Below are 15346 nucleotides of genomic sequence, written 5' to 3'. Positions count from 1 at the left end.
GGAAGGTCCATGGGATGCTAGACTCCCCTCGTGGCGGCCTTGCCCGAGGAGAAAGCCCAGCAGGTGCGGCGGATGTTTTCGGAGATCGCCCCCCGCTATGACCTCCTAAACCGCATCCTCTCCTTTGGGGCGGATGTGCGCTGGCGGAGGCGGGCCGTGGCCTTGGCCTTGGAAAAGCGTCCCCGGCGCATCCTGGACCTGGCCACGGGTACGGGGGACCTGGCCCTCCTCTTGAAGGCCCAAGCCCCTGGGGCGGAGGTGGTGGGGGCGGACTTTGCCCCTCCCATGTTGGAGATTGCCCGGAAGAAGGCGCAAGGGCGGGGCCTCGAGGTCCCCTTCCTCGAGGCGGACGCCCTGGCGCTTCCCTTCCCCGAAGGCCTTTTTGACGCCGTCACCATCGCCTTCGGCTTCCGCAACTTCGCCGACTACAGGAAGGCCCTCGCCGAGCTTTACCGGGTCCTGGCCCCGGGGGGAAGGCTTGTCCTCTTGGAGTTCCCCCCGCCCCCCAAGGGGGCCTTTGGCCTCGTCTACCGCCTTTACTTCCAGAGGGTCCTTCCCTTCCTGGGGGGGCTCATCTCGGGGCACTTTGGGGCCTACCGCTACCTTCCGGAAAGCGTGGAGGCCTTCCCGCCCCCGGAGGCCCTAAAGGCGCTGATGGAGGAGGCGGGGTTTAGGGTGCGCTACGAGCGCCTCACCTTCGGGGTGGCGGCCATCCACGTGGGGGATAAGCCCTAAAGCCCCGCCGCCCGTCTTAGCTCCTCGTCGCTCGGGATTTCTCCCTCCTTGAGCCTGGCCACCAGGAAGCGGGCCATCCTCCCCAGGGCGTCCCGCACCTCCCGCCAGGCCTCCAGGGGTTTTCCCGTGGGGTCTGGAAAGGCCACGTGGCGCCTTATCGTCTGGACGGGGTAGGCGGGGCAGGCCTCCTGGGCCTGGTCGCACACGGTGAGGACCAGGCCGAAGTTCCAGGGGTCCGGCACCTCCCAAAGGGTCTTGGAACGGTGCCCGGAAAGGTCCAGCCCCACCTCCGCCATGACCCGTTTGGCCTCCTCCTTCACGAAGGCCTTCTCCGTGCCGGCGGAGTGGACCTCGAGGTCCACCCCTAGCTCCCGGGCGTGGTGGCGTAGCCATGCCTCCGCCATCTGGCTCCGGGCGGAGTTGTGGGTGCAAAGCACCAGGACCCGCATCCTTTCAAGGCTACCCCACCCGGGTCAGAAGTGGGTCAGGAAAGCCGCTCCTCCAACGCCTCCACCTTGTCCGCCAAGACCTTGAGGCCCTTGCGCCAGAAGGCAGGGCTTTCCAGGTCAAAGCCGAAGCGGCGGCCAAGCTCCTCGGCGAAGTGCATCCCCGACTCGGCGAGAAGCCTTTCGTAGCCCTCGGCGAAGCCAGGGTCCTCCTTGGCCGCCTCATAGACGGCGAGGCCAAAAAGGAGGCCGAAGGTGTAGGGGTAGTTGTAGAAGTCGGCCCCGTAGTAGTGCCCCTTCACCGCCCACATGTAGGGGTGGCGGGTGGCGAGGGCTTCCCCGTAGGCCTCCTCCTGGGCCTTGAGCATGAGTTCCTTGAATTCCCTTGGGGAAAGCTCCCGCTCCTTGCGCTTCTGGAAGACCCAGGACTCAAAGAGGAAGCGGCTATGGATGTCCACCACCACCTGGGCCGCCCCTTGCAGGTAGGCGTCCAGGATGAGGAGGCCCTCTTCGGGGGAAGCCTCCTTCAGGGCCGCCTCCACCACCAGGGTCTCGTTCATGATGCTGGCGGTTTCCGCCAGGGTCATGGGCACCTCCCGCAAGGCGGCGGGGGCTTGGGCCAGGGCGAAGTTGTGGTAGGCGTGGCCGAGCTCGTGGGCCAAGGTGGAGACCGACTCAAAGCTCTCCTCGTAGTTGGCGAGGATGAGGCTCTTGCCGCCCCCTCTGGGCATGCAGTAGGCCCCGCCCACCTTCCCCTTGCGGGGGAGGAGGTCCATCCAGCGCTCGGCGAAGGCGGCCTCCGCCACCTGGGCGGCGCCCGGGACGAAGGCGGCCAGCTTTTCCCGGATAAAGCGCCGGGCCTCCTCCAGGGTCCAGCGCCTCCCCTGGCCGATGGGGGCGAAGAGGTCCCACCAGTCCAGGCGCTCCTTGCCCAAGGCCTTGGCCTTCAGGTGGAAGTAGCGGCGGAAAAGGGGTAGGGCTTCCCGCACCGCCTCCTGCAGGGCCAAGAGGGTTTTGCGGCGGATGCGGTTGCGGAGGAGGGAGGGCTCGAGGTCGTCCTTGTACCCGCGGCGGCGGTGGAGCACAGAGGCCTCCCCTTTGACGCCGTTTAGGGCGTAGGCCAGGGGCACCTCGTGGGCTTCCCAGGCCTTAAGCTCCGCCTCGTAGGCCTTCTTGCGCACCGCCTCCTCGGGGTGGAAGTAGAGGTTGCGCACCTTGGTGATGGGAAGCTCCTCCCCGTCCACCCTTGCGGCGATCTGGCTCGTGAGGCTCTCGTGGAGCTTGCTCCAGGCCTGCCTCCCCGAGAGGCTGAGCTCGGCGGCCAGGACCTCTTCCCCCTCCGGCATCATGTGGAGGGCTTCCTCCTTGGCCTCCACGACCAAGATCCGGTAAGGCCCGGCCTCCTCAGGCTCCTGAAGGGCCAGGTAGCGGGTGAGCCGGGGCCTTAGGCGCTGGAAGTCCAAAAAGAGCATCTCCAGCTCGGAGAGCTTGGCCAAGGCGGCCTCATCCTGGGTGTTGGCGGTGAAGCGGGCGTAGAGGTAGGCCCAAAGGGGGGTGGCCTCCTCCTGGAGGGCGTCCAAAGCGGCCAGGACCTCGGCCAGGGGGGCTTCCCCTTCCAGGAGTCCCTTAAGGCGTCCGATGCGCCCCTTCACCCCTTCCCAGGCCCGCCGGAACTCGGGGCTTTCCAGGCCGGGGAAGAGGGGGGTTAGGTCCCAGGTGGTCTCGGTCATGCCCCTACTATACCTGACCCGTGGGTCAGCGCCCTGTGCATGGCCAAGGTCCTTCCCCTGGTTCACCGGGAAGGCCATGTGTTTCCTGGGCGTGGGCGGAAAGGCTGCAGGGGGGCTGTCCGGTTAGATGGCGCCTCAAGGATTGTTCGCGGCTTCAAAAAATAGGCCTCCGGATACGCCCTCCGGAGGCCCACGCACAGCCAACCTAGCGGAACGTCAGTACAGGCAAGTCTGTCTGTTGACTTTTTGCGCAGTCCACGTTCCTTCAAAGCGTTGGCCTTGATGGGAGGTGACGGTGTAAGCCCCCCTGGCACTCCCCTGGTTAAAGGTGCCTGTGACCCGCATGATTCCTCCCGGCAAATTCACGGTGGAGGAGAACTGGTTGCCGTTTAGCAACCCGGTCACCTCTACTTGGTACCCCCCTTCTAGATGCAGGAGGCCCCGGATAAGGTTCCCGTTTTGGGTAAACTGTATGCAAAACAGATCCGTTTCTGGCGTTGGCGCCACGGTAAAGGTCCCTTCCCACGTGCCCGCCACGTTTGGTGTGGAACCTCCGTTTGCCCCGCCTTCCATCTGTGCCCCACAGGCAGCCAAGAGGAGGGCAAAGCCGGACAGAAGAGCATACGCTACCCGTTTCATACCGATAGCTCCTTTCTTGGGGTTCAAAAAACCTCGGTTGCATTTTGCCATAAATCCTTTTGGGAAGCTTGAATGGTCCTATGGTATAGACTGAGGTCATGGAAGGCTTCCCGGTTGTCGTGCGGGTGGACGTCCGTTTCCGCGATCTGGACCCCTTGGGCCACGTGAACAACGCCGTTTTTCTCTCCTACATGGAGCTCGCCCGCATCCGCTATTTCCAGAGGATCTCCCCCGACTGGCTCCAGGAGGGGCACTTCGTGGTGGCCCGCATGGAGGTGGACTACCTGAAGCCCATCTTCCTGGAGGACGAGGTCCTGGTGGGGGTGCGGGCGGTGGGGATGGGCCGCTCTAGCCTGCGCATGGAGCACCTGATCACCACCAACGGGGTGCCCGCCGCCCAAGGGGTGGGGGTTTTGGTCTGGCTGGAGGGCGGGAGGCCAGCCCCCCTACCCGAGGAGGTGCGCCGGAGGATTGAGGCCCTCGAGGGCCGCCCCTTAGCCCCGTAGCACCGCCACCGTCACCCCGTGCCCTCCCTCGTGGGGGGGAGCGTCGGCGAAGCTTTCCACCCGCTTGTCCCGCCTTAGGGCCTCGCGGATGGCCTGGCGCAAGGCCCCCGTGCCCTTGCCGTGGAGGAGGCGCACCGTGGAAAGCCCCAGGGCCTTGGCCTCCTCCAGGGCCTGGTCCACCTCGAGGAGGGCCTCCTCCACGGTGAGGCCCCGCAAGTCCACCTCCTTGACCTCCCGCTTGGGCTTGGCGAGGAGGGGCTTGGGGGCTTCCCCTTCGGGCACTGCCTTAAGCTCCTTGGCCTTTAGGCTCATCTTGATGGGTCCCACCTGGACCAAGGCCTCCTCGCCCCGCACCTCCACCACCCGGCCCCGCTTGCCTAAGGCGGGCACCTCCACCAAAACCCCGGGGGCAAGCCCCGGTGGGGGCGGGGGAGCGGGGGGCTTCTTGGCGTAGCGGGCCCTGAGCTCCATGAGTTCCCGAAGGGCGTCCCGCTTGCTCTCGGTCCTCGCCTTTTCCCGGATGGCCTTGAGCTCCGCCTCCACCGCAAGAAGCCTTTCCCGCACCTCGGCCTCCAGGGCCTCCAGGCGCGCCTCCCGCTCCTTTTGGTAGTCGGCTTCCCGCCTTTCCAGCTCCCGCCGTAGGGCTTCGGCCCGGGCAAGCGTTTCCTCTAGGCGGCGTTTTTCCTCCTCCAGTCGCAGCCTTTCCTCTTCCAGCCTCTCAAGAAGGGCCTCCAGCCTTCCCCCCTCGGGGAGGATGGCCTCGGCCCGCCGGAGCACCGCCTCGGGCAGGGAAAGCCTCCGGGCGATGGCCAGGGCGTAGCTCCGCCCCGGCACCCCCAGGACGAGCTCGTAGGTGGGGCGGAGGGCCTCGAGGTCAAAGCGCATGGAGGCGTTCTGGATGCCCTCCCGCCCCTGGGCGAAGGCCTTGAGGGGGGAGAGGTGGGTGGTGACCATCCCCTTGACCCCCCGCTCCAGAAGGGCCTCGAGGATGGCCTGGGAAAGGGCCGCCCCCTCCTCGGGGTCGGTGCCGCTCCCCAGCTCGTCTATGAGGACGAGGCTTTGGGGCGTGGCCTCCTCCAGCATCTCCTTGAGCCGCTTGAGGTGCCCGGCGAAGGTGGAGAGGCTTTCCTGCAGGGACTGCTCGTCCCCAATATCGGCGAAAACCCGGTCCGGCCAGGCGAGGAGGGCCTTCTTGGCCCCCACGAAAAGCCCCGCCTGGGCCATGAGGACCGCCAGGCCCAGGGTTTTGAGGAGGGCGGTCTTCCCCCCCATGTTGGGCCCGGAGATGAGGATGAGGCGGGTCCTCTCGTCCAGGGCAAAGGAGTTTTTCACCGGGTTCGGGATGAGGGGGTGGAAGGCCTCCCCGAGCTCGTAGCGCTCGCCGAACCGGGGGCGGACGAGGCCCAGGTCCTTGGCCAGGGCGGCCTGGGCCTGGACGAGGTCCAAAAGGGCCAGGGCCTCCAGGGTTCCCGGCACCCCCTCATCCCCCGCCAGGCGCTCGGAAAGCTCCCGCAGGATGCGGTTTACCTCCTCTTCCTCCTTGAGCCTTAACGCCTGGAGGCGGTTATTCAGCTTTACCACGGAAAGGGGCTCTAGGAAGAGGGTGGCCCCGGACTCGGACTCGTCCAGGAGGATGCCGGGCACCTTCTGGGCGAAGCCCGCCTTCACCGGCACGCAGTACCGGTCCCGGCGCAGGGTGACGAAGCGGTCCTGGAAGGCCTCCCGGTGGCGGTCCATGAGGGCGTAGAGGCGGTCCAGGATCTCCTGGCGGAGGGGCCTGAGCTCCCGGCGGATCTGGAGGAGGTGGGGGCTCGCCTCGTCCTTCACGGCGCCTTCCTCGTCCAGGGCCCTTTTCACCCGTTCCAGGAAGGGGGTGTGGTCGCCGATGGCCGCCGCCACCTGGCTCAGGGCGTTCTCTAGGGGCAAGAGCTCCCTTTTTAGGGCCATGGCCCCTTCCAGGGCCTGGGCGGCCCGCAGGAGCTCGGGCCCCGAAAGCCTCCCCCCGGAAAGGGCCTTTTGGTAAGCCTCCCGGAGCGCCCCCGCCTCTGGGAGCGCATAGGGGTAACTTTGCGCCTCCTGGGTGAGCTGGTGGCGGCGTTCCGCCTCCTCCCGGGAAAGGGGGGCGAGGGCTAGGGCGCGCTCCCTTCCCAGGGGGGTTTTGGCCCTTTCCGCCAGGAGGGCCCGCACCCTGGGGAACTCCAGGACCTCGAGGACGTCCCGCACAAAGGAAAAGTATACCTAAAGAGGGTGGGCTAGCGCTTAAGGAGGCGGAAGAGGGTGTAGGCCACCTGCCCCCCAGGGCCGGCCAACACCTTGAGCCAGGCCCCTGCCCGGCCTAGGGGAAGGAGGGAAAGGAGGAAAAAAACGCCCTCCGCTACCCGCTTCCGCTCCTCGGGGGAAAGCCTTTGCCAGCGCTCCCACACCTCTATCCCCAGGGACGCCTTTCCAGGGCGCTTCCGGGGCCTTAGGCGGGGCTTGGGCATCTTCGCCATCCCCCTCATTGTAAGGGCTGGAAGAGGAGGTAGGAGGCCTCCACTTCCCCCTCCACCTCGTTTCCCGTGAGGAGGTCCACCCCCCGGGGCAGGGCAAGCCGGGCCCCTTCTGGGGAGAAAAAGGCCCAGACCTCCTCTCCCCCATACCGCCTCCGGAAGGCCAAGGTTCCCTTGGAGGCGGGAAGGGGCAGGAGGCTTCCCCGGCGCAGGGCGGGATGGCGCTTCTTGAGGGCGACGAGCCGTTTCAGGAAGGCGTGGATCTCCCGGTTCCAAAGCTTCTCGTCCCAAGGGAAGGGGGCGCGGCAGTAGGGGTCGCCCCGCCAGAGGCCGTAGGGGTTGGCTTGGGAAAGCCCCACCTCGTCCCCGTAGTAGATGGCGGGGCTTCCCGGGAAGGCGAAGAGGAGGGCGTAGGCCAGCTTAAAGCGCTCCACGTCTCCCCGAAGCCGCCAAAGGGCCCGGGGGATGTCGTGGGAGGAGACGAAGGTGTACATGGCGTGGCGCACCTGGAGGGGTAGGGCCTGGTAGTGGTCCAGGAGGGTTTCCAGGGTCTCCTCCGCTTCCAACGCCACCGCCCGGCCGTGCACGTCCCGCCCCGAAAGCCACTCCATCACCGGGTGGGCGAAGCCGGCGTAGTGCATGGCCCCGTCCAGGGTGTGGGCCCTGAGGGTGGGGGTGGCGTCGTAGGAAAGCTCCCCAAGGACCAAGGCGTCCTCCCTCTCCTCCTTGGCTGCCCGGGCCAAGGCCCTTAGCCAATGGGCGTTCTTGCGGTTGGTGCCCCCTTCCCCGATGGCGTGGGCCACGTCCAGCCGCCAGCCGTGGGCGAGGCGGAGCCAGTGGCGGATGGGGGCTTTGGGGCTATGGACAAAGCGCTCCTGGGTGAGGGGGGAGGCGTAGTCCAGTTTGGGCATGTGGCCGAGGCCAAAGAAGCTGGCGTAGGTGCCGTCGGGGTAGAAGGTGAACATGCCCCGCTCCGGGGCCTCGGGGTTTGCCCAGGCCTTTTGGAACCAGGGGTGGGTGGCCCCCACGTGGTTGTAGACCCCATCCAGCACCAGGCGCATCCCCCGGGCCTCTAAGGCTTGGTAGAGGGCCCGCAAGGCCTCTTCCCCACCCAGGTGGGGGTCCACCTCCAGGTAGTCCTCGGTATCGTAGCGGTGGCTGCTGGGGCTTCGGAAGATGGGGGTGAGGTAGAGGACCTCCACGCCGAGCGCCTCTAGGTAGGGGAGGGCCTCCAAGACCCCAAACAGGTCTCCCCCGTAGAACTCCAAGGCGCCCTCTTCCCCTGGGGGCTCGTGCCAGGCCTTCTTCCGGATGGGCTTCCCCCCGTAAAGCCAGGCCCCTTCCCTAGGGGCCAACTCCGGCCGGCCCTGGCGGAAACGGTCGGGGAAGATTTGGTAGAAAACCGCTCCCAGGGCCCAGCTGGGGGGCGGGGACCCCGCCAGGAGGTGGAAGAAGCGGTCGTATCGGGGGAGGTTTTTTTCCAGGCCGTGGCTTCCCAGGTACCCCTCGGGCAGGCGGAAACAGTAGCGAAAAGGGCTTGTGTGAACGAAGACCCTGGCTTTCAGGCCCCCTTCCCAAGGCGTCAGGGGCTTTTCGTGAAGCTCCCCGTCCTTCTCGTAAACGAGAAGCCCTTCCCTCGCCGGGGTTTCCAGGAAAAGCTCCACCTCTTCCCCCAGGTCCGGGAAGGGAGGGTGGACGTGTTCCAGGTCGTGATGGGTCATTCCTTCACCGCCCCCGCCGTGTAGCCGGATACGAAGTACTGCTGGAAGCCGTAGAAGAGGAAGAGGATGGGCAAGGAGCCCAAAACGCTCGCCGCGGCGAAGATGCCCCATTTGGTCTGGAACTGCCCCGTGGTGAAGCTCCTAAGCCCCACGCCCACGTTCCAGCTCTCCACCCCCGTGAGGACCAGGTTGGCCAGGACGAACTCCGAGTAGGTGCCCACGAACTGGAGGAGGAAGATGAAGACGAACATGGGGGCGGAAAGGGGGAGGAGGATCTTCGTGAAGACCTGCCACCGCGTGGCCCCGTCCACCATGGCCGCCTCCTCGAGGCTTGGGCTGATGCTCTCCAGGTACCCCTTGTACACCCAGGTGCCGAAGCTGATAATCCCCCCGGAATAGGCCAGGACGAGGCCGGTGAAGGTGTTCAGGAGGTCCAACCGGGAGAGCAGGTAGTAGATGGCCACCAGGGCCAAGAACCCCGGGAACATCTGCACGAAGATGAAGAAGAGGAGCAGGGGGTAGCGCCCGGGCAGGTGGCGGAAGCGGGCGAAGGCGTAGCCGGCGGTGGCGGTGAGGAGGATCGCCAAAAGCCCCGTGAGCCCGGAGATGAGGAAGGTGTTCCGCACCCAAAGGAGGAACTTGGTTTCCGTCCCCTGCCCGGTGAACTGCTTGGGGGAAAGGAAAAGGGCAAGGAGGAAGACGAAAAGGGCCAAGGCGAGGAGAAGCCGGCTTTGCCAGAAATCCATCCACTCCGCTTCCGGTAGGAGGCGGCGGAGGAGGCCAATGAGGGCTACCCCGAGAAGGGAAAGCCCCGCCAGGAGGAGAAGCCCCACCTGGTAGGGGTAAAGGACCACGCCCCGGACCAAGGCGGCGTAGTTTTCCCAGGAGGGCTCGGGCAGGTAGGGGATCACCTTGGCGTCCAGGAGGAGAAAGCCCGTGTTCGGCTTGCGGAAGCTAAAGAGGTTGTTGGTGGGGTCAAAGCTCGCCGCCACCACCTGGACCACGGGGTAGTAGACGAGGAGGATGAGGACCCAGAGGAAGAGGTGGGTAACCCCTTGCCAAAAGAGGGGCCAGGGGCTCCGCTTTCGCCCCTGCAGGCGGTTGGCGAGGGCGGTGTAGAGGAGGCTATAGAGGAGGACCAAAACCACGAGGCCCAAAAGCCCCAAAAGGGCGTAGGCAAAGCCGTAGGGCACGAAGACGCTGCCAAAGGCCACCTGCTTTCGGTAAGACCCTTCGTCAAAGAGGCGGTGGGCCGCAAACCAGTAGACCCCGTACAGGGCTAGGCCGGTGAGGAGAAACCCGAGAAGCCGCCGCATCTACCGCACCTCCCTCAAGGCCCCCGTGAGGCGGAAGTTCACCAGGCTGATGGCCACGGTGATGGCGAAGATGAGGAGGCTGATGGCCGCCCCCAGGCCGTAGGCCGACTGCCCTTCGGCGCTAAAGGCCGTTTTGTAGGCCCAGGAGATGAGGATGTCCGTGGCCTGGGCCGTGGCCAGCCTCCCTTCCTGGGCGGGGCCGCCGCCCGTGAGGAGGTAGATGATGTAGAAGTTGTTGAAGTTGAAGGCGAAGGAGGAGAGCAAAATGGGCACCATGGGTTTTTCCAAGAGGGGAAGGGTGATGCCCCAAAGGGCCTGCCAGGGGGTGGCCCCGTCCACCTTGGCCGCCTCGTAGAGCTCGTCGGGGATGGTGGAGAGGGCGCCCAAGGTGGCGGTCATCATGTAGGGGAAGCCCAGCCAAAGGTTTACCAGGAGGATGGCCACCTTGGCCCAGTCCGGGTCGTTGAGCCAGGGGATGGGGTAGACGCCCAGGACCCCCAGAAGCCGGTTGATGGCCCCGAAGTTGTAGTTCAAAAGGGCTACCCAGACCTGCACGGTGATGACGCCAGGCAGGGCCCAGGAAACGATGAGCACCGTACGGTAGAAGTTGCGGAGCTTGAGGGCCTTGTTGTTCAGGATGAGGCCCAGGATGAGGCCGAGAAGGGCGTTCAAAAGCACGGTGCTCCCGGCGAAAATCACGTTCCACACAAAAACGGGCAGGAGGGCTTGGCTTGCCTGGGAAAAGATGAAGGCGAAGTTCTTAAGGCCCACGAAACGGAAGGCGTTCACCTTGGCCACGAACTCCGCCCGGAAGGGAGGGGTGCGGTCCAGGACCAGGGTGTTCCCCTCCGCCTCCAGGATCCGCGCCCGCCCCCGGTGCCCCTCGGCGTAGACCTCCACGGATTCGCCCTGGCAGGGGTCGCAGCGCAGGGCCTCGGCCACGGGTTCTTCCAGGACGAGCCTCTTGCCTTCCTGCTCCAGCACCCGGGTTTCCGTGGAGCGGTCGGGGAAGCCGTTTTTCTGCCCCGAGTAGTCCGTGAAGGCCAGGTAGACGGTGAGGCCGATGGGGTAGAGGGTAAAGACCAAAAGGAAGGAGAGGGCGGGCAGGAAGTAATACCAGTCCGAAAGCCAGGGGAATAGCCGTCCCAAGGCCACGGCCCCGGGCAGGAGGACCAGGAGGGCGAGGACCAGGATGGTCCAGCCTGGGGGGGCCAGGTAGGCCTCGAGGGCGAAGTACCCTAGAATCCCGACTCCCGTGGCCAGGAGGAGAAGGCCCAAAAGGAGCCCCAGGGCCCAGAGGAAGCCTTTTAGACCCGGTGGGTGTTTCATGGCTAAAAGGTACCCCCCCCACAGGGGAGGATGGTCCCGTGGGGGGCGGGCATGGGTCCTTACCTACCGATGGCCTTCTTGATCTCGGCCACCATGTCCTCCACGATCTTCTTCACGTTGGAGTCGGGCCGCTGGATGGCCAGGCTGATGGCGTTCCCCCAGGGGCCCCAGACCTTGCCCATCTCGGGGATGTTGGGCATGGGGGTGCCCAGGGCGAAGACCCTGGAGAAGCCGGCCACCACCGGGTCTTTCTCCAGGGTCTTGGCGGCGCTCTTGGACACGGGGATGCGCCCGCCCGCCTGGTTGAAGGAAACCAGGTTCTTGCCGGTGATCAGGGTTTTGGCGAAGTTGACGGCGGCGGTCTTGTTCTTGGAGTAGGCGTTCACCACCACGCCCTGGACCCCAAGGAAGGGCCCCCAGGGGTTCTTGGCCCCGGGCGGCGTGGGGAAGGGGGCGATGCCGAAGTCAATCTTGGCCTTCTTGTAGTCCCCAAGCGCCCAAGGCCCGTTGATGATCATGGCCAAGGCCCCGTCCTTGAAGGCCCCATCGGCCACGCCGTAGTCCACCCCTTCGGGCACCAGGTTGTAGCGGAAGCGGAGGTCCTTGATGAATTGGAGGGCCTTCTCCCCTACCTCACCCCCCAGGAGGAGCCTAGACGGGTCCAGGTTGCCCTTGGCGTCCTTGCCGAAGGCGTTGTCCGCCCCAAAGGCCTTGAAGAAGCCAAAGTTGAAGTAGGGGTCCCCGATGTTGTAGAGGAAGCCGAAGGTGGAGCCGGTGGTGAGCCTTTGCGCCAGGCTCAGAAACTCTTCCCAGGTCTTGGGGGCTTCCTTCACGTACTTCTTGTTGTAGATGAGGGCCACGCTCTCGGCGAAGGCGGGCAGGCCCATGAGCCTGCCCCCAAAGGTGAAGGCTTCCACCGCCACAGGCTGCAGGTCAGCCAGGTAGGTTTGGGTCACGTACTTGCCCATGGGCTCCAGCACCCCCGCCTGGGCCATCTCCCCAAGCCAGTCATGGGGGATAGAGACCACCAGGTCCGCCGCTTGCCCTTGGGGGGCACCCAGGATGAACTTCTGCTTGATGTCCCCGAAGGGGACCTCCACCACCTCCACCTTGGTGCCGGAGGTCTTCTCAAAGGCCTGGGCTTGGGCCTTGAGCCATTCCAGCTCAGGGCCGCCAAAGTGGGTCCAGACCGTGATCTTTCCCTGGGCCAAGGCCAGGGAGAGCCCGAGGGCCAAAACCGCCAGGAGCTTTCTCATAAGCCCACCTCCGGGCGCGTGGTAGCGTTTCCGCTTAAAGGTTTTATCCGCGCCCTGCGCCCCAAGTATATCCCTTTGGGGGAAGGGCACAAGTCCCTAGTGCAGGGCCCTGAGCACCTCAAAGGCGATGAGGGCCAGGATGGCCACCTCCACCGCCTGGGTGCGCAGGTGGGCCACCTCCTCCGTCACCATGGCGTAGGTGGCCTCGAGGACCCTAAGCTTTTCCTCCACGCTCCTTTCCAGCTCGTGGGCCCCGTAGAGCTCCAAAGCGGCGCGGTAAATCTTGGCGTAGAAGAGGTCCTCCGTGATGCGGAGCGCCCCTTCCATGCGCGCCCGCACGTCGGCGATCTCCGCATGGCGGGCCATGAGGCGCCGGCTAAGGCGCTGGAGCTTCCCGTAGCCCCATAGCCCCCGGTGCTTGAGCACCTCGGGCACCGCTTCCAGCTCCTCGGTGAGCACCCGGTCGTAGTAGGAGAGTTCCAGAAGCTGGGCGTGAACGAACTCCACCAGGTCCGCCACGTCCCAGATGCCTTCCGAGTCCAGGATGAGCACCCGGTCAAAGCCCAAGAGGGCCAGGTCCTCCGTGGAGTAGCTGTAGCGGTAGCGCTCCATCTCCCGGCGCACCTCGGGGGCGAACTCCTCCTGGGTACCCATCCACAAAGGGGTGAGGTCCACGGGCGGTTCGTGGGCCTTGGCCCCCTCGAGGCCCAGGGCATGGTAGACGGCGAACTCCTCGGAAAGCCGCTTCTCCTCGGGGCGGAGGAGGGCCCCTTGCAGGTAGGGCTCAAGCGCCGCGAGCTCCGCCAGGAAAAAACCCTCCCAGAAGGGCAGCTCGGGGATGTTTAGCCCCTTATCCAAAAACACCTCCCAGGGCACCCTCTCCCCCAGGTGGATGCGGAAGGAAAGGGAAACCACCCCGAACTCGTAAAGCCGGGCCGTGAGGAGGCCGGAAAGCCCCTCCACGCTCCGCGCGCCCAGCTCCACCTCCGCCGGGGGGTTTTGGAAGCGCACCGCCCCTAGCCGGGCCCGGGAGAGGCGGAGCCGGGGGGTGGAGAGCCGGGAGAGGTCTATCTCGTCCGCCAGGTCAAAGAGGCGGTAGAGGGCGATGTGGGGGGAAAGAAGATTCATTCCAACTTGGAAACTTCCCGCGGGGGTGGCCCCTCCTTGTACGCTTCCAGCAGGGCTTTAAGCGCCTTGCCCCGGTGGGAGTAGCGGGCCTTTTCCTCCAGGTCCATCTCGGCGAAGGTCTTTCCCGCCTCGGGGACGTAGAAGAGGGGGTCGTAGCCAAAGCCCTTCTCCCCCCTAGGGGCTTCCAGGATGTACCCCTCCACGCTCCCCTCGTAGGCCTCGGCGTGCCCGTCGGGGTAGGCCAGGACCAGGACGGCCACGAAGCGGGCCTTGCGCTCCTCCCCCTTCAGGTGGCGCATCCTTTCCAGGAGGTAGACGTTCCGTTCCCGGTCGGTTGCCTTACCCCCGTAGCGGGCGGAGTAGACCCCCGGTTCCCCTCCCAGGGCGTAGACCTCGAGGCCCGAATCGTCCGCCAAGGCGGGAAGCCCCGTGGCCTTGGCCACGTGGGCGGCCTTGAGGAGGGCGTTGTCCAGGAAGGTGGCCCCCTCCTCCTTGGGCATGCGCAAGGGGAAGTCGGCCAGGGAAAGGAGGGTCCAGCCCAGGGGGGCGAGCCCCTCCTTAAGCTCCCGCACCTTGCCGGGGTTGGACGTGGCGAGGACGAGGCGCATCCTTTTCAGGATACTCCCTTTAGGGCCGCCACCACCTCCTCGGGGGTGTCCAAGAGGGTGAGGAGGCTATAGTCCTTGGGGTCTATGGCCCCCTGCTCCTTCAAGAAGGCCATCCAGGAAAGTAGACCCTGCCAGTGGGCCCGGTCCAGGGCGAAGACGGGGAAAGGGTGGACCTTTTCCGTCTGGATGAGGACCAAGACCTCGGAAAGCTCGTCCAAGGTGCCAAACCCCCGGGCAGGAAGACGAAGGCATGGGCGTAACGCACGAAAAGCACCTTGCGCACGAAGAAGTAGCGCAAGGAAAGGGCGTGGGTCTGGTAGGGGTTAGGCTTTTGCTCGTGGGGAAGCTCTATGTTAAGCCCCACGCTCACCCCGCCCGCCTCGTAGGCCCCCCGGTTCACCGCCTCCATCACCCCGGGCCCGCCTCCCGTGACCACCCCGTAGCCCGCCTCGGCCAGGGCCTTCCCCAGGCGGTACCCCAGGGCGTAGGCGGGGTGGCCCTCGCCAAAGCGGGCGGAGCCGAAGACGGAGACCAGGGGCACCTCAATCTCCGAAAGCGTTTCAAATCCCTCCACAAACTCCGCCAGGATGCGGAAAAGCCGCCAGGCATCCTCGTGGTGGAGCTGGTCTATAAGGGGCTTCTTGGGCATGCTTTATGCTAAAGCTCTTCCAGGCTTACCCGGTAGAGGGTTTCCACCCTTTCCCCAAGCCGCTCCGCCAAGGCCTTGTAGCTTTCCGGGTCCCCGGTGACGTAGTGGACCACCTTTCCCTGGCCTTCCGGGTTTAGAAGCCCCGCCTGCCTCAAGGCTTCCGCCACCTTCCTGGCCGTGGCCTCCGCGGAGTCAATGAGCTTTACCCCTGGGAGGACCTTCTCCAGGGTGCCCTTGAGGAAGGGGTAGTGGGTGCAGCCCAGGATCAGGGCCTCGAGGTCCTTGGGGGCTTCCTCCAGGTAGTGCCGGGCCACCAGGAGGGCCACGGGGTCGTCCCAAAGCCCCTCCTCCACCAAGGGGACGAAGAGGGGGCAGGCCTTGGCCCAGGCGAGGGGCACGTACCGCCCGTAGGCCCCGCTTTCCACCGTGGCCTGGGTGCCGATGAGGCCCACCTTGCGGTAGCCCCGGGCCACCTCCGCCGCCGGCTCCAGCACCCCGAAGACAGGGACGGAAAGGTCCTCGGCCAGGTCGGGAAGGGCGGCGGAACTCGCCGTGTTGCAGGCCACCACCAGGGCCTTCACCCCTTGCCGGAGGAGGAAGCCCGCAATCTCCCAGGCGAAGCGGCGCACCATGGGCAGGGGTTTGCCCCCGTAGGGCACGCGGGCGGTGTCGCCGAAGTACAGGAAATCCTCCCGGGGAAGGGCGTGCCGCAGGGCCTTGAGCACGGTAAGCCCGCCCACCCCCGAGTCAAAGACGCCGATGGGGGCCTTGGGGTCCTTCACGGCCCGCCATCA

13 protein-coding genes and 1 pseudogene are annotated in these 15346 nt (G+C 65.9%); 2 read left to right on the top strand and 12 right to left on the bottom strand.

Annotated features, from left to right (window positions below):
• Positions 1-30: 30 nt before the first annotated feature.
• Positions 31-735 carry a bifunctional demethylmenaquinone methyltransferase/2-methoxy-6-polyprenyl-1,4-benzoquinol methylase UbiE gene (gene ubiE, locus A0O31_RS05085; protein ID WP_071676940.1) on the top strand — a complete coding sequence of 235 codons (705 nt, stop codon included), beginning with the start codon at positions 31-33 and terminating at the stop codon, positions 733-735.
• Here ubiE and A0O31_RS05080 read toward each other — a convergent pair.
• Positions 732-1184, bottom strand: a complete 453-nt coding sequence (locus A0O31_RS05080; protein ID WP_071676939.1) for an arsenate reductase ArsC — start codon at positions 1182-1184, stop codon at positions 732-734. The genes ubiE and A0O31_RS05080 overlap by 4 nt on opposite strands.
• A gap of 35 nt (positions 1185-1219) precedes the next feature.
• Complete coding sequence (locus tag A0O31_RS05075) at positions 1220-2911, bottom strand: M3 family oligoendopeptidase (RefSeq protein WP_071676938.1); 1692 nt, start codon at positions 2909-2911, stop codon at positions 1220-1222.
• A gap of 737 nt (positions 2912-3648) precedes the next feature.
• Between A0O31_RS05075 and A0O31_RS05070 the strand changes: the two genes are divergently transcribed.
• A complete protein-coding gene (locus tag A0O31_RS05070; protein ID WP_071676937.1) occupies positions 3649-4056 on the top strand; it encodes an acyl-CoA thioesterase in 408 nt (135 codons plus the stop codon).
• On the opposite strand, the gene A0O31_RS05065 is transcribed toward A0O31_RS05070, so the two are convergent.
• The 10 genes and pseudogenes from A0O31_RS05065 to murI all read right to left on the bottom strand — a co-directional run bounded on the left by A0O31_RS05065 (position 4045) and on the right by murI (position 15334).
• The gene (locus tag A0O31_RS05065; protein WP_071676936.1) at positions 4045-6279 is read right to left on the bottom strand and encodes an endonuclease MutS2; all 2235 of its coding nucleotides are present in this window, start codon (positions 6277-6279) and stop codon (positions 4045-4047) included. The genes A0O31_RS05070 and A0O31_RS05065 overlap by 12 nt on opposite strands.
• 29 nt (positions 6280-6308) lie before the next feature.
• The gene (locus A0O31_RS05060; RefSeq protein WP_071676935.1) at positions 6309-6548 is read right to left on the bottom strand and encodes a hypothetical protein; all 240 of its coding nucleotides are present in this window, start codon (positions 6546-6548) and stop codon (positions 6309-6311) included.
• 5 nt (positions 6549-6553) lie between these two features.
• The gene (locus A0O31_RS05055; protein WP_071676934.1) at positions 6554-8266 is read right to left on the bottom strand and encodes a glycoside hydrolase family 13 protein; all 1713 of its coding nucleotides are present in this window, start codon (positions 8264-8266) and stop codon (positions 6554-6556) included.
• Positions 8263-9582, bottom strand: a complete 1320-nt coding sequence (locus A0O31_RS05050; RefSeq protein ID WP_071676933.1) for a sugar ABC transporter permease — start codon at positions 9580-9582, stop codon at positions 8263-8265. The genes A0O31_RS05055 and A0O31_RS05050 overlap by 4 nt, the downstream gene beginning before the upstream one ends.
• Positions 9583-10911 carry an ABC transporter permease subunit gene (locus A0O31_RS05045; protein ID WP_071676932.1) on the bottom strand — a complete coding sequence of 443 codons (1329 nt, stop codon included), beginning with the start codon at positions 10909-10911 and terminating at the stop codon, positions 9583-9585.
• Positions 10912-10970: 59 nt separating this feature from the next.
• Positions 10971-12167: a sugar ABC transporter substrate-binding protein gene (locus A0O31_RS05040; protein ID WP_071676931.1), complete on the bottom strand. Its 1197-nt coding sequence runs from the start codon at positions 12165-12167 to the stop codon at positions 10971-10973.
• A gap of 96 nt (positions 12168-12263) precedes the next feature.
• Positions 12264-13295 carry a hypothetical protein gene (locus A0O31_RS05035; RefSeq protein ID WP_071676930.1) on the bottom strand — a complete coding sequence of 344 codons (1032 nt, stop codon included), beginning with the start codon at positions 13293-13295 and terminating at the stop codon, positions 12264-12266.
• Positions 13292-13903 carry an XTP/dITP diphosphatase gene (locus tag A0O31_RS05030; protein WP_071676929.1) on the bottom strand — a complete coding sequence of 204 codons (612 nt, stop codon included), beginning with the start codon at positions 13901-13903 and terminating at the stop codon, positions 13292-13294. Before A0O31_RS05030 ends, A0O31_RS05035 begins: the two co-directional genes overlap by 4 nt.
• A gap of 5 nt (positions 13904-13908) precedes the next feature.
• Positions 13909-14552: pseudogene (locus A0O31_RS05025) on the bottom strand (LOG family protein).
• 8 nt (positions 14553-14560) lie between these two features.
• Positions 14561-15334 (bottom strand): glutamate racemase, encoded by a 774-nt coding sequence (gene murI, locus A0O31_RS05020; protein ID WP_071676928.1) that lies wholly within the window; start codon positions 15332-15334, stop codon positions 14561-14563.
• Positions 15335-15346 lie beyond the last annotated feature (12 nt).

The organism is Thermus brockianus (genome assembly GCF_001880325.1).
Classification (GTDB): domain Bacteria; phylum Deinococcota; class Deinococci; order Deinococcales; family Thermaceae; genus Thermus; species Thermus brockianus.
Note: the sequence above shows the minus strand (reverse complement) of the source record. Positions and strands in the feature narration are given on the sequence as shown.